Annotated in this window: 13 protein-coding genes; 5 read left to right on the forward strand and 8 right to left on the reverse strand. The window is 66.2% G+C overall.

All coding sequences use genetic code 11. The features are described from left to right. Positions 1–14: 14 nt before the first annotated feature. Positions 15–218 (reverse strand): hypothetical protein, encoded by a 204-nt coding sequence (locus tag WDB71_RS14335; RefSeq protein ID WP_341502278.1) that lies wholly within the window; start codon positions 216–218, stop codon positions 15–17. A 23-nt stretch (positions 219–241) separates the two neighbouring features. Beyond that, positions 242–1465, reverse strand: coding sequence for an imidazolonepropionase (hutI, locus tag WDB71_RS14340; RefSeq protein ID WP_341502279.1), 1224 nt, complete (start codon positions 1463–1465; stop codon positions 242–244). A gap of 71 nt (positions 1466–1536) precedes the next feature. On the opposite strand from hutI, the gene hutC reads away from it, so the two are divergent. Genes hutC through hutH form a run of 3 tightly spaced genes read left to right on the forward strand, consistent with a single transcriptional unit; the run spans position 1537 to position 5466 of the window. Next, positions 1537–2262, forward strand: a complete 726-nt coding sequence (gene hutC, locus WDB71_RS14345; protein WP_341502280.1) for a histidine utilization repressor — start codon at positions 1537–1539, stop codon at positions 2260–2262. Then, positions 2259–3932: a urocanate hydratase gene (gene hutU, locus WDB71_RS14350; RefSeq protein ID WP_341502281.1), complete on the forward strand. Its 1674-nt coding sequence runs from the start codon at positions 2259–2261 to the stop codon at positions 3930–3932. Before hutC ends, hutU begins: the two co-directional genes overlap by 4 nt. Before the next feature lies 1 nt (position 3933). Then, on the forward strand, positions 3934–5466 hold the full coding sequence (gene hutH, locus WDB71_RS14355; protein ID WP_341502282.1) for a histidine ammonia-lyase: 1533 nt from the start codon (positions 3934–3936) through the stop codon (positions 5464–5466). A gap of 51 nt (positions 5467–5517) precedes the next feature. Here hutH and WDB71_RS14360 read toward each other — a convergent pair whose 3' ends face one another. Together WDB71_RS14360 and WDB71_RS14365 are read right to left on the reverse strand one after the other, a co-directional pair. Beyond that, a complete protein-coding gene (locus WDB71_RS14360) occupies positions 5518–6711 on the reverse strand; it encodes an ISL3 family transposase (protein ID WP_341501879.1) in 1194 nt (397 codons plus the stop codon). A gap of 115 nt (positions 6712–6826) precedes the next feature. Next, positions 6827–8266 (reverse strand): DUF4892 domain-containing protein, encoded by a 1440-nt coding sequence (locus WDB71_RS14365; RefSeq protein ID WP_341502283.1) that lies wholly within the window; start codon positions 8264–8266, stop codon positions 6827–6829. A 129-nt stretch (positions 8267–8395) separates the two neighbouring features. Here WDB71_RS14365 and WDB71_RS14370 point away from each other — a divergent pair, with 129 nt between their 5' ends. Further along, the gene (locus WDB71_RS14370; protein WP_341502284.1) at positions 8396–9313 is read left to right on the forward strand and encodes a M14 family metallocarboxypeptidase; all 918 of its coding nucleotides are present in this window, start codon (positions 8396–8398) and stop codon (positions 9311–9313) included. 35 nt (positions 9314–9348) lie between these two features. Here the strand turns inward: WDB71_RS14370 and WDB71_RS14375 are convergent, their stop codons facing one another. The 4 genes from WDB71_RS14375 to WDB71_RS14390 all read right to left on the reverse strand — a co-directional run bounded on the left by WDB71_RS14375 (position 9349) and on the right by WDB71_RS14390 (position 13251). After that, entirely contained in the window at positions 9349–10188 is an 840-nt protein-coding gene (locus WDB71_RS14375; RefSeq protein ID WP_341502285.1) for an SPFH domain-containing protein, read from the reverse strand. 44 nt (positions 10189–10232) lie between these two features. Further along, positions 10233–10688 carry an NfeD family protein gene (locus tag WDB71_RS14380; RefSeq protein ID WP_341502286.1) on the reverse strand — a complete coding sequence of 152 codons (456 nt, stop codon included), beginning with the start codon at positions 10686–10688 and terminating at the stop codon, positions 10233–10235. A 73-nt stretch (positions 10689–10761) separates the two neighbouring features. Continuing rightward, positions 10762–12798 (reverse strand): tetratricopeptide repeat protein, encoded by a 2037-nt coding sequence (locus tag WDB71_RS14385; protein ID WP_341502287.1) that lies wholly within the window; start codon positions 12796–12798, stop codon positions 10762–10764. A 12-nt stretch (positions 12799–12810) separates the two neighbouring features. Then, the gene (locus WDB71_RS14390; protein ID WP_341502288.1) at positions 12811–13251 is read right to left on the reverse strand and encodes a CopD family protein; all 441 of its coding nucleotides are present in this window, start codon (positions 13249–13251) and stop codon (positions 12811–12813) included. A gap of 63 nt (positions 13252–13314) precedes the next feature. Between WDB71_RS14390 and WDB71_RS14395 the strand changes: the two genes are divergently transcribed. Next, positions 13315–13743, forward strand: a complete 429-nt coding sequence (locus WDB71_RS14395; protein ID WP_341502289.1) for an SgcJ/EcaC family oxidoreductase — start codon at positions 13315–13317, stop codon at positions 13741–13743. The last annotated feature ends 1 nt before the right edge of the window (position 13744 follow it).

A 13744-nucleotide genomic window follows, 5' to 3' on the forward strand; every position in this document is an offset into this window, starting at 1 on the left:
CCCCCTACAGGCTATCAACCCTGACTGCGCTCCGGCCCAACTCCATAGGCGGTATAGATCCACCCCAGGGGGCCGAAGAACAGGTTGAGCAGGCCGTTCAAAACATAACTGCCGCGCAGTTTGCGGCCCCGGGAATAACGCCAGAACAGCATCAGCCCGGTGGTCAGCAGCACGTTACACATCAGGATGTTGGCCAACAGGCCGGCATTGATACTCATGTTTCCTCCTTGAACAGGGGCGCTCAGCGACGGATGCCGGGCACTTCTCTGCCGCCGATCCAAAGCTGGGTCAACGGCCGCACGCCGAATTGATAACAGAGCTCCGCCGGCTCCGCAATGGCCCACAGCGCCAGATCCGCCTGCTTGCCCACCTCCAGGCTGCCCACCTGGTCGGCCATGCCCAGGGCCTGGGCGGCGTGGATGGTCATGCCCTTCAGCGCCTCGTCCGTGGTCATCCGCAGCAGGGTGCAGGCCATGTTCAGCATCAGCAGCGCCGAGCTCAGCGGCGAGGTGCCGGGGTTGATGTCGGTGGCGATGGCCATGGGCACCTGGTACTGGCGCAGCAGTTCCAGGGGCGGCAGCTTGGTCTCGCGCAGGAAGTAGAAGGCGCCCGGCAGCAGCACGGCGACGGTGCCGCTGTCCTTGATGGCCTTGATGCCGGCCTCGTCCAGGTACTCCAGGTGATCCACGGACAGGGCCTTAAAGGAGGCCGCCAGCTCGGAGCCGCCCAGGTTGGAGAGCTGCTCGGCGTGCAGCTTGACCGGCAGACCGTGCTTTTGGGCCGCCTCGAACACCTTGCGGGTCTGCTCCAGGGAGAAGCCGATGCCCTCGCAGAAGGCGTCCACGGCGTCGGCGAGATCCTGCTCGGCCACGGCCGGCAGCATCTCGTCGCAGACCTGGTCGAGATAGGCGTCCGGGTCGTCCTTGTGCTCGGCGGGCACGGCGTGGGCGCCCAGGAAGGTGGTACGGATGCGCTGGGGCATCTGCTCGCCCAGCAGCCGGGCCACCTTCAGGCACTTGAGCTCGGCCTCCAGCGCCAGGCCATAGCCGGATTTCACCTCCACCGTGGTGACGCCCTCGTCCAGCAGCGCCCTGAGCCTGGCCCGGGCGCCATGATAGAGCTCCTCTTCGCTTGCCTCACGGGTGGCCCGCACCGTGCTCATGATGCCGCCGCCGGCCCTGGCGATGTCCTCGTAGCTGGCCCCCTCCAGGCGCATGGCGAATTCCCGGGCCCGGCTGCCGCCGTAGACCAGGTGGGTGTGGCAATCGATGAGGCCGGGCAGCAGCCAGCCACCCTTGCCGTCCACCACCGGCAGCAGCGGGTCCAGGGCGGGCAGCTCGGCCTTGCTGCCCAGCCAGGCGATGCGCCCGTCCCGTACCGCCAGGGCGGCATCCTGGATGTTGCCCTGGTCCGCCATGGTGGCCAGGTTCACGTTGACGATCAGCCAATCCCAATCCGACGACATAGTCCCTCCAAACTTGTATATACAACCCAACTGTGCCACATTGACGTTCACGTAAACAAGACCAAAGTGCCATGGCCACCGCCAAATTCGAACAGATCCGCCGTCATCTCTGCGACGCCATCGACCAGGGCAGCCTGGCCCCGGGGGACGCCGTGCCCTCGGAAAACGCCCTGGCCGAGCGGTTCGGCGTGTCGCGGATGACCGCCCGCCGGGCCCTCACCGCCCTGGTGGACGGCGGCGTGCTGGAAAGGCGCCAGGGCCAGGGTACCTTCGTGGCCGAACTTAAGACCCAGAGCTCCATGCTGGCCATCCGCAATATAGCCGACGAGATAGCCGAGCGCGGCCACGGCCATTCGGCCCAGGTGCTGGCCCTGGAGAGTCGCCCGGCCCCGCTTGAGGTGGCCCGGGCCCTGGGGCTGGCCGAGGGCACGGCGCTGGCCTTCTCCCGCATCCTGCACCTGGACAACGATCTCCCGGTGCAGCTGGAGGAACGCTTCGTGAACCCGGCCCTGGTCCCGGACTACCTGGCCCAGGACTTCGGCCGGCACACGCCCCACGAATACCTCAGCCAGGTGGCACCGCTGACCGCCGCCCACCACTGGGTGGAGGCCGTGGCCGCCAATGCCGAGCAATCGGCCTGGCTGGCTGTCCAAGAAAAGACACCACTGCTGAAACTGACCCGGTTGACCGCCGCCCGCCAGGGCGCGGTCAGCCTGGCCCGACTCTACCACCCGGGCGATCGCTACCGCCTGGGCGGCGAAATCACCATTAAAACCACATTGGGGGAAACACTATGACCGACCCGCGTATCGACGAAAGCCGCGTGATCCGTGCGCCCCACGGCTCACAACTGCGCTGCAAGAGCTGGCTGACCGAAGCCGCCCTGCGCATGCTGATGAACAACCTGGATCCGGACGTGGCCGAGCATCCCCAGGGCCTGGTGGTGTACGGCGGCATCGGCCGCGCCGCCCGCAACTGGGCCTGCTTCGACAAGATAGTGGAGGTGCTGCAGCGCCTGGAAGACGACGAGACCCTGCTGGTCCAGTCCGGCAAGCCGGTCGGCGTCTTCAAGACCCATGCCGACGCCCCCCGGGTGCTGATCGCCAACTCCAACCTGGTGCCCCACTGGGCCAACTGGGAGCACTTCAACGAGCTGGATAAGAAGGGCCTGATGATGTACGGCCAGATGACCGCCGGCTCCTGGATCTACATCGGCTCCCAGGGCATCGTCCAGGGTACCTACGAGACCTTCGTGGCCGTGGCCAAGCAGCACTTCGGCGGCGAGGCCCGTGGCAAGTGGATCCTCACCGGCGGCCTCGGCGGCATGGGCGGCGCCCAGCCCCTGGCCGGCACCATGGCCGGCTTCTCCATGATTGCCGTGGAGTGCGACGAGACCCGCATCGACTTCCGCCTGCGCACCCGCTACGTGGACCGCAAGGCCACCACCCTGGATGAGGCCCTGGCCATAGTCCAGGAAGCCCACGCCAGGGGCGAGGCCGTGTCCGTGGGCCTGCTGGCCAACGCCGCCGACGTCTTCGCCGAGCTGGTCGAGAAGAACATCACCCCGGACGTGGTCACCGACCAGACCTCCGCCCATGACCCCCTGAACGGCTACCTGCCCCAGGGCTGGACCATGGAGCACGCCGCCGAGATGCGCAAGCAGGACGAGGCCGCCGTGGTCAAGGCCGCCAAGCAGTCCATGGCCGTACAGGTCCGCGCCATGCTGGCCCTGCAGGAGCGCGGCGCCGCCACCCTGGATTACGGCAACAACATCCGCCAGATGGCCTTCGAGGAAGGTGTCGAGAACGCCTTCGACTTCCCCGGCTTCGTACCGGCCTACATCCGCCCGCTGTTCTGCGAAGGCATAGGTCCCTTCCGCTGGGCAGCCCTGTCCGGCGACCCGGAGGACATCTACAAGACCGACGCCAAGGTCAAGGAGCTGATCCCCGACAATCCGCACCTGCACAACTGGCTGGACATGGCCCGCGAGCGCATCGCCTTCCAGGGCCTGCCGGCGCGGATCTGCTGGGTCGGCCTCAAGGACCGTGCCCGCCTGGCCCTGGCCTTCAACGAGATGGTCAGAAACGGCGAGCTCAAGGCCCCCATCGTCATCGGCCGTGACCACCTGGATTCCGGCTCCGTGGCCAGCCCCAACCGCGAGACCGAGTCCATGATGGACGGCTCCGACGCCGTGTCCGACTGGCCGCTGCTGAACGCCCTGCTCAACACCGCCGGTGGCGCCACCTGGGTGTCCCTGCACCATGGCGGCGGCGTCGGCATGGGCTTCAGCCAACACGCCGGCGTGGTCATCGTGGCCGACGGCACCGATGCCGCCCACGCCCGCCTCGGCCGGGTGCTGCGCAACGACCCGGCTACCGGTGTCATGCGTCACGCCGATGCCGGCTACGACATCGCCAAGAACTGTGCCCGCGAACAGGGCCTCGACCTGCCCATGCTGGAGAAGTGAGATGTTTGAACTGGTTCTGAAACCCGGCACCCTGACCCTGGCCCAGCTGCGCCGGGTCGCCCGCGAGCCCGTGCAGCTGAGCCTGGATCCCAGCGCCCTGCCCGCCATCGAGGCCAGCGCCGCCCAGGTGCAGAAGGTCATCAGCGAGGATCGCACCGTTTACGGCATCAACACCGGTTTTGGCCTGCTGGCCAACACCCGCATCGCCCACCACGAGCTGGAAGAGCTGCAGCGCCGCATCGTGCTGTCCCATGCCGCCGGCATCGGCGAGCTGATGAGCGAAGACACCGTGCGCCTGCTGATGGTGCTCAAGCTCAACTCCCTGTCCCGTGGCTTCTCCGGCATCCGCCCCGTGGTGCTGGACGGCCTGATGGCGCTGATCAACGCCCAGGTCTATCCCTGCATCCCCGAGAAGGGCTCCGTGGGCGCCTCCGGCGACCTGGCGCCCCTGTCCCATATGGTCTGCCCGCTGATCGGTGAAGGCCATGTGCTGCACAAGGGCGAGAAGCTCACCGCCGCCGAAGGCCTGAAGATCGCCGGCATCGAGCCGGTGGTACTGGCCGCCAAGGAAGGCCTGGCGCTGCTGAACGGCACCCAGGCCTCCACCGCCTTTGCCCTGCAGGGCCTGTTCGCCGCCGAAGATCTGTTCGTGGCCGGTGCCGTCTGCGGCGCCACCAGCGTCGAAGCGGCCCTGGGCTCCCGTCGCCCCTTCGATGCCCGCATCCATGAGGTGCGTGGCCAGCAGGGCCAGATCGACGCCGCCGCCGTCTACCGGCATCTCTTGGGCGAGAGCTCCGAAGTGGGCGCTTCCCACGCCAACTGCGACAAGGTCCAGGATCCCTACAGCCTGCGCTGCCAGCCCCAGGTGATGGGCGCCGTGCTGACCCAGATCCGCCAGGCCGCCGAGGTGCTGCTGTGTGAAGCCAACGGCGTCACCGACAACCCGCTGGTGTTCGCCGAGGACGACGACATCATCAGCGGCGGCAACTTCCACGCCGAGCCGGTGGCCATGGCCGCCGACAACCTGGCCATCGCCATCAGCGAGATCGGTGCCCTGTCCGAGCGGCGCATGGCGCTGCTGATCGACAAGCACCTGTCCGGCCTGCCGGCCTTCCTGGTCAACAACGGCGGCGTCAACTCCGGCTTCATGATCGCCCAGGTCACGGCCGCGGCCCTGGCCTCCGAGAACAAGACGTTGGCCCACCCGGCCTCGGTGGATTCCCTGCCCACCAGCGCCAACCAGGAAGACCATGTGTCCATGGCCACCTTCGCCGGCCGCCGCCTGCGCGACATGGCCGCCAACACCAGAGGCGTGCTGGCCGTGGAATACCTGGCCGCCAACCAGGGCCTGGACTTCCGCGCCCCGCTGAAGGCCGCCGAGGCCGTGGAAAGCGCCAAGGCCACCCTGCGTGCCCAGGTGCCCTTCTACGACCAGGACCGCTACATGGCCGCCGACATCGAGGCCGCCGACGCCATCCTGGCCAGCGCCGAGCTGAATGCCCTGGTGCCCGCCGGCATACTGCCCAGCCTGTAAGTTTCCTTACCGGCAGCAAAAAGGCCTCCCTTGGGAGGCCTTTTTTATGGTTCATCGCGGATCTCCGGGGAAGGCGGCTTTTATCTTCAGGAAGAAGTACTCCAGATCCCGATAGCCATAAGCCATCCGCTTCATCAGTTTGATTTTGTTGTTCATCCCCTCCAGCCGGCAGGTATGGAGGGGATAGCTGGCGGAAGCGACTATCCCTGGCAAGTAGGGTTTTAGCTTACGGGCGAACTGCAACAGCGGCGCGATGCCACTTTCCTCCACCTGCTGCCACCAGAGCCGCCATTGGCGATGGGCCGTTTGCTCATCGCGGCAGTACCACAGCGCCTTCAACTGCTCCTTGAGCACGTAGACCACCATCAGATCACGGTTGGCGGCCAGCAAGGCTTCGAGGCGGCCACGTTCCTTGTCATTGAGATTGCCCTCGTTTTTGAGCAACACCCAGCGGCTACGCTTGATATGACGGCGGGCCTGCTGCTCGGTGCCCTGGGCCTTGGCACAGTCGAGCCGCACCCGGTCAATCACCTCCCGGCCATACTTGGCCACCACATGGAACAGGTCGTAGACCACCCTGGCGTTGGGGCAATGCGCCTGCACCTCCAGATCGAAGGCGGTGTTCATGTCCATCGCCACGGCCTCGATCTGCTGACAGCGTTCGCCTAGCCGCTCGAAGAAGGGCCGGATGCTGCGGCGACTGCGTCCCTCGCCTATCCACAACACCTGGTGGGTATCCGCATCGGCGATGACGGTGGCGTAGCGGTGGCCCTTGAACAGGGCGAACTCATCCATGACCAGTCGTCGCAACCGGGACCAGTCGGGCTCGGTGACCTGCCGCTGCAGGCGGCGCTTGTCGATGGCCTTCACGGTGTGCCAGTGCAGCCCCAGCAGTTCACCGACCTGCTTGACCGGCAGTAACGCCAGTAGGCGTTCGGCGTAGCGTTCCAGACGGCAGCTCAAACGGGCGAAGGGACGCAGCCAGGAGATGTGTTCGGTCCCTCGGCCGCACTGATGGCAGTTAAGCCGTCGCACCGGCACCTTGAGGGTCACGGTATGGTCCATCAGTGCGCGATCGGCGACCGTTCTCCAGGTGGTGTCGTGGACGGCTTGGGCCAGCTTGCCGCAACGACAGCAGGGCGGGCGATTGGGGCTGAGGTGAATGGTGAGATGTTGGTCGTGTTGCTCTATGTGGTCGGGGCTAAAGCCTTCCCACAGCTCGAACGGAAGGGTAAGCTGCGACATCGAAAACGGCTGGTTGGTTAGTGTCTTTGTTTGGCGACATCACAATAACCTATCCAGCCGTTTTCACATCTATTCCCCGCTAATGTGCGAAGAACCTTTTTTATTGTCCGAAGGCTCAGCTCTGGTCCGAACGCACCACCAGCTCCACCCGGCGGTTCTGGGCCTGGCCCTGCTCGTCCAGGTTGCTGGCCACGGGGGCGAATTCACCCACGCCCACGGCCTCCAGCTGGGCCGGGGCCAGGCCCTGCCCCTGAAGGGTCTTCACCACGGCGTCGGCGCGGCGCTTGGCCAGGGCCTGGTTGTAGCCGCGCTTGCCCTTGTCGTCGGTGTGGCCCACCACGTAGAAGCGCATCCTGGGGTTGGCCTTGAGGTAGCTGACCAGCACGTCCAGCACCGGCTTGGACTCGGGTAGCAGCTGGTCGCTGTCGTACTTGAACAGCAGGCCGTCCAGTATCGCTCGACCCTGGCTGGCCATGGCGTCGTTGAGGCCCTCCAGGTTGATGGCCACCCTGTCGTCCTTGAGGGCGCTGCTTTCCAACACCTTGAGATCCAGGCCCAGGCGGCCGGGAAAACCCAGCACATAGGTGCTGACATGGACGTCACCCTCGGGTCGCGCCAGCTTGTACCAGCCGTAGTACTGGTTTTCCTCGAAGCCGATGTCTTCCAGGGAATCTATGGCCTTGGCAAAGCGTTTCTCGGAGCCGCAGGCCTTGCCCCGGCAGCTGAACTGCTCGACGAAGCCCAGCTTCTCCAACGCCGCCTGGTAGTTGGCATGGACCTCGTACTCCGAGTAGCCGCGGGGCAGCTCATAGCCAATCTGGGTCAACTTGCCCTCCCCTTGTTCCAGGGTCGCCTTGCCCCTGGTGACGGCGCGGGCGAAGGGCACCTTGGCAAAGCCGAGCTGGCGGTAGTCGTTGATATGGGCGCCGGGCAGGCGGGCCAGCAGCGGATGGTCGGCACTGCCCTGCTTGTCGCGCTGGCGGTTGTCCTTGAAGCTGATCTGGCTGGGCGCCTGGCCCAGGAAGTCGCCGTTGACCTTCACCAGGCCCAGGGGCTCGGGAATGGTTTCCACCACGTCCAGCTGCAGGAAGCTCTGCTTGCCCGAGGTGGTGGCCACCACCATGGCGTAGATGTCTCCTTGGGGCCGGGGCAGCCTGGCGGCCAGGTAGTGCATTTCATTGGTGTAGACGAACAGGCCGCCGATCCTGTCCTTGAACTTGCGCTCATTGCCGCAGTCCTGCTCACGGCATTGGAACAGCAGCTCGGCCCCTTGCTCCTGAAGGGCCTGGCGGTAGTTGTTGAAGATATGGCTGGGGGCGTACTGGCCGGACAGCTTGTAGTAGGAGCTGGTCAGCTTGCCCGCCACCTCGGTGGTGGCGTACTGCCTGCCCTTGCGGCCCGTCACCAGCTGGTAGGGGCTGTAGTGGCGCTGCAGCGTTTCACTCTTCTTGCTGCCGGGCAGCAAGGTAAAGAGGCCGGAGGCGTCGGTGGCGGCAAAGGTGGGGGCGCTCAACAGGCCGGTCAGCAGGGCCAAGGCCAGGGTACGGATCTTCATGCAACAATCCCTGTTATGAAAAGACCACAACACCTTACCACACAAGGCGTTACCTTAAAGTGAACGGCGGCAGAGCCGCAGCCACTCTGGTAGTCTGTTTTCATATCCAAGGACAACAGAGAAAAACCCATGAGCGAACAGCACTTCTATCCCATCGGCACCCCGGGCCAGGCCTGGAGCGAGGCGGAAAAGGCCCAGTGGCTGGCAAGCCAGAACATCAAGCGCAGCTACCAGGATGACGTGGTGGCCCAGGTTGAGGCCCTGGCCGGCGACTTCGAACTGATCCGCTACGGCGCCCTGCCGGTGGCGCCGGAGCGCTACCCGCTGCTGGCCCTGAAGAGCAGGGACTGGCAGCCGGGCAGGCCCCATGTGCTGATCACCGGCGGCATCCACGGCTACGAGACCAGTGGCGTCCAGGGCGCCCTGCAGTTCGCCAGGGAGCGGGCCCTGGCCTATGGGGCGCATTTCAACCTGCTCATGGTGCCCTGCGTCAGCCCCTGGGGCTATGAAGTGATCAACCGCTGGAACCCCAATGCCGTGGATCCCAACCGCTCCTTCGTCGACAACAGCCCCTCCGAGGAGGCGGCGGCGCTGATGGCGCTGGTGGCCGACCAGGGCGTGGACTTCCTGGCCCATATTGACCTGCACGAGACCACCGACAGCGACGAGTCCGAGTTCCGCCCGGCCCTGGCGGCCCGGGACGGCAAGGCCTTCGTGCCGGGCGGCATCCCCGACGGCTTTTATGTGGTGGACGACAGCGAACATCCCCAGCCCGAATTCCAGAAGGCCATCATCGACGCCGTGGCCAGGGTCACCCATATCGCCCCGCCGGACGCCGACGGCAACATCATCGGCTCGCCGGTGGTCGACCATGGCGTGATCCGCTACCCCCTCAAGCAGCTGGGCCTGTGCGCCAGCGTCACCGGCGCCCCCTTTACCTGCACCACAGAGGTGTACCCGGACAGCCCCAGGGCCACCGATGCCCTCTGCAACGCCGCCCAGGTGGCGGCCGTCTGCGGCGCCCTGGACCATCTTCTGGCCAGGTAGCAGGCGAAAAAAAGGCCCCGTCCGGGGCCTTTTTCTTATTTGACGACGGCGCCCATCATGGCGCGGATGGCGGCGGGGATATCCCCAGGCAGCACCACCAGCTTGCTGTTGTCGGAGGTGGACATGTCCTTCATGGCCTCCACGTAGCGTTCGCCCAGCAGGTACATGACCGGCAGCTCGTTGTTCTGGATGGCGATGGTGACCTTCTCGATGGCGGTCTGGCTGGCGGTGGCCAGCACCACCTGGGCCTCGGCGTCACGACGGGAGGCTTCCAGACGGCCCTCCGCCTCCAGGATGGCGGCGGCCTTCTCGCCGTCGGCCCGGGTCACGGTGGCACGGCGGCCACGCTCGGCGGCGGCCTGCTCTTCCATGGCCTTCTGCATGGTGTTGGAGGGGTTGATGTCCTGGATCTCCACCGTCTTCAGGGTGATGCCCCAGTCGGAGATGTCGTCGGAGATGCCGGCCTTGAGCTTGGCCTTGATGGCATCGCGGTTGGACAGGGCATCGTCCAGGTCCATCTCGCCGATGATGGAACGCAGCGAGGTCTGCACCAGGTTCTGGATGGCGAAGCTGTAGTCCTCGACGCCGTAGACCGCCTTCTCCGGGGAGACGATGTTGATGTAGGCCACGGCATTGGCGATGATCACCGCGTTATCCCTGGTGATCACCTCCTGGGAGGGGATATCCAGGACGATGTCCTTGGTGGTGACCTTGTAGGCCACCAGATCGATATAGGGCAGGATGAAGTTCAGGCCCGGGCCCAGGGTACGGCTGTATTTGCCGAGGCGCTGGATCACGAACTTGCTGCCCTGGGGCACGATCTTGACCCCCATCAGCAGGGTCACCAGCACCAGTACCAGCAGTGCCAAGGCCATTATCAATCCTTTTTCCATGTTGTTTTTCCTTTATAGCTGCGGCCTCAGCCGCGTTTTTCCACGATCAGGGTATTGCCCGACATCTCCACCACCGCGACCCTGTCGCCCACGTCCACCTCGCTCTGGCAGATGAAGGGCCATTCGTCGTCACCCAGCAGGGGCGTGGTGAAACGCACCAGGCCGCGCTGGTCGTCCTGGGGCTTGCGGATCACCTGGCCCACCTCGCCCTTGATGGCCTCGCCGGCGATGCCGGCCTTGGTGCGGTCGCGCATCATCGGCTTGAAGTAGCGGAACCAGAATACCGTCATAGCGGTGGAGGCCAGGGCCCAGATGGCCAGTTGCCAGGCCAGGGACAGCGGCAGCGCCAGGCCCAGCAGCAGGGCCACCACCATGGCGCCCAGGCCGAACCAGAACAGGGTGAAGCTGGGCACGGCCAGCTCCGCCAGGATCAGCAGCACGCCGAACACCAGCCAGTGCCAGTATTGGATCTCAAATTCCATCTCAATTCCTCGGAGTGGTGTATCGCCCCATCATCCGGCAGAAGCCGCCTGAACTCAAATACTTATGAGCAGGTCAGTGGCCGACCCGCAGCTTCAGGAAGCCCTTGCGCAGCGCCTCCTGGATGGCCTGGTGGCCGTCTTCCCCATCCAGCTGCCCAGGGGGGGTCAGCTCCAGGCTCTGCAGCCAGACCCAGCAGGACTGGCCGGTTTCCTCCAGTTGCAGGTTGGCCTGGGCCTGGGTGAAGCGCAGCAGCTCGGTGATGACGCCGGTAGCCAGGCCGGCGCTGCGCTGGGCGATGAAGGGGTGCAGGGTCATACCCATGGCCAGCCGGCCATCCGAGAGCCCCTCGTCGCTGACGAAGCGGCCGGTGAGGCCGGCCAGCTGCTCGAACACCCCGGCCAGTTCGCTGCCGTCGCTGGCCACCGGCAGCGCCAGCAGGAAATGCTCGTCCGCAACCTGGGCCAGTAGCTGCTGTCGGGGGAAGGCCTGGTTCAGGGCCCGCACGTAGCGCCGGGTGGCGGCGGTGCTGGCCGCAATACCCCTGGTTCTGGCCAGCTCGCGCATGAAGACGGGGTAGAAGCTCAGCAGCAGCAGCGCCTGCTGCGGACGGCTGTCCTGCTCCCGGTGGCTGTTGGCCTGGTCCTGGAAATGCCGCATCACCGGCACCAGCCTGGGCAGCATGCCCTGCTCATTGGCCAGGCCGCTCAAGGGGTGCTGGCTGGCCTGGCGCTCGCTAACGACCAGCTCGGCCACCAGCCGCCTGGCCCTTTGCCACTGCCAAAGCCAGGCGGCCAGGGCCAGCAGCGACAACAGCGCCATGGCCCAGCCCAGGCCCTGCCACCACTGGGACCGGCCGGCCAGCGCCAGGCGCTGCTGTTCGCTCTGGCGCAGGCGATCGGCCATGTCGACCCTGTCCTGGAGCCGGTTCAGGGCCCGGCGCCCTTCGTTGATGTCGTCGGCGGCCATCTTCTCGTTGAGTTGCCAGGCCTGGCGCAGGTGCGCCAGGGCCAGGGCCGGCTCCCCGCCGTCCTCGTAGAGTTTGGCCAGCCGCTCATGGGCGTGGGTCCGCTCCTGCCAGGAACTGATGTCATCCCGGCCGGCCAGCAGCTGCACCGATTCCTCCAGCATGGCAATGGCGCTTTGTGGCGCCTCGGCTTCCAGCATGGATGCCCGCAGCCCCAGGGCGGTGCCCAGGTAGAAGGGGTTCTTGCTGCCCCTGAAGGCCTTGATGGCCTCGTCCAGGTAGCGGCCGGCCTTGTCGGCGTCGGAGCCCATCTCCAGGTAGAGCTGGCCCATGTTGAGCTGGGCCTTGGCCACCGACAGCCGCCGGCCCTGCTCCCGGTACAGCGCCATGGCGTTGAGGTTCTCGTCCAGGGCCCGGCCGAGCTGGCCCATCTTCTGGTAGGTGACGGCCAGGCCCACCAGCAGATCCGGCACGGCCGAGGCCGGTCCGTGCTGTTGCGCCAGCGCCAGGGCCTCGCTCAGGTAGCGCCTGGCCTGGGGATAGTCCTGGTTCTTGCGGTAGATGCGGCCCTTGGTGGCCAGGATCGACTGGCGCAGGCCGGGATCGTCCTCAGCCACCAGCCGCAGCGACGCCTCGTCCAGATGGTCCAGGGCGGCCACCAGGGCATCCTGGCGGTACATGAGCCGGCCGAGCCGGTACAGGGCCCGGGCTTCATCCCGGGGCGACTGGCGCTGGCCGGCCTGCTCCAGGGCGTGGCGGAAGTGGAACTCGGCGTGATCGTAGCGGGCCAGGAACTGGTTGAGGGAGCCCTGCTCTACCCAGATCTCCATCTGCACCGGCAGGGCCAGCCGGTCCTGGATGGGGGCCACCAGGGCGGCGGCCTCGGCCAGGGTCGTCAGCGAGGCCTCATAGTCGCGGTCGACCCGGCTCTGGTAGTTGGCGTGCAGATAGAGGGCTCGCGCCAGGGTCAGGTCGTCGCCCCCGGCCAGGCTTTCCTCCCGGGCCAGTTCGACCAGCTGCTGCCAGTTGCCGAGCCGGCCCTGGGGCCAGCTCTTGCGCTGCTCCCAGGCTGTCTTCAGATCCTCGAAGGCGCCGGCCCAGAGGCAGGGGGTCCAGAGCAGGCACAGCAGCAGCCATCGTCCCATCCCTTGCCTCCGTTAAAAATGGCCTTGTTGAAAGAGAACCCCCAGCACCACCAGGGCCACGGTGGCCAGCGCCAGCAGGCCGACGGCAACGAACAGCAGGCCCAGGTGGTCCCGGCTAAGGCGCGGCAGCAGCCGGTAACGCAGCCAATAGCCGCTGCCCAGGAACAGCGCCAGGGCGCCCAGCTTCATCAGCACCAGGCGGCCGACGGCGGTGCCGGGATCCCAGAGCGCCTCGATGTTGGGCGCGTTCAGCCAGGACAGGGCCACCCCGGTCGCCAGCAGCAGCAGCAGCATCGGCAACAGCAGCTTTTCCCAGGCCAGCACGAAATCGTTGAACGGCTGCAAGTCCTGGCGCGACAGGGCATAGGGCAACACGGCCGCCAGCAGCAGCAAGGGCCCGCCCCCGAACAGTAAGGCGCCCAGCACGTGCAGGGCGATCATGTAACTGAGCATCTTCGCTCCTTTTTGATGGCATGTTAGCCTGTCCGGACAGACCAGGCAATTTGGGGAAAAAGGATGGGGATCAGAGCATTAGCACTGGCCTTCTTGCTGGCGGCCGGCGCCGTCCAGGCCAGCGAGGAAGACGCCATCAGGGCGGTGCTGGCCAAGCAGAGCGCGGCCTGGAACCGGGGCGACATCCCGGCCTTTATGGACGGCTACTGGCAAAGCGAGCAGTTGCGCTTCGCCTCCGGCAACAGGGTCACCCACGGCTGGCAACAGACCCTCAAGGGCTACCAGCAGCGCTACCCGGACCAGGCCACCATGGGCGAGCTGCGCTTCGACATCAGGGAAGTGCGGGTGCTGGGCGAGCGCCACGCCCTGGTATTCGGCCACTGGCAGCTGCAAAGACAGGGTGACAGGCCCGAAGGCCTGTTCACCCTGTTGATGGAGAAGATCCGGGGAGACTGGAAGGTGGTGGCCGACCATACCTCGTCGGCCCCCTAGG

The sequence above is a fragment of the Gallaecimonas sp. GXIMD4217 genome (assembly GCF_038087665.1).
Taxonomy (GTDB): Bacteria; Pseudomonadota; Gammaproteobacteria; order Enterobacterales; family Gallaecimonadaceae; genus Gallaecimonas.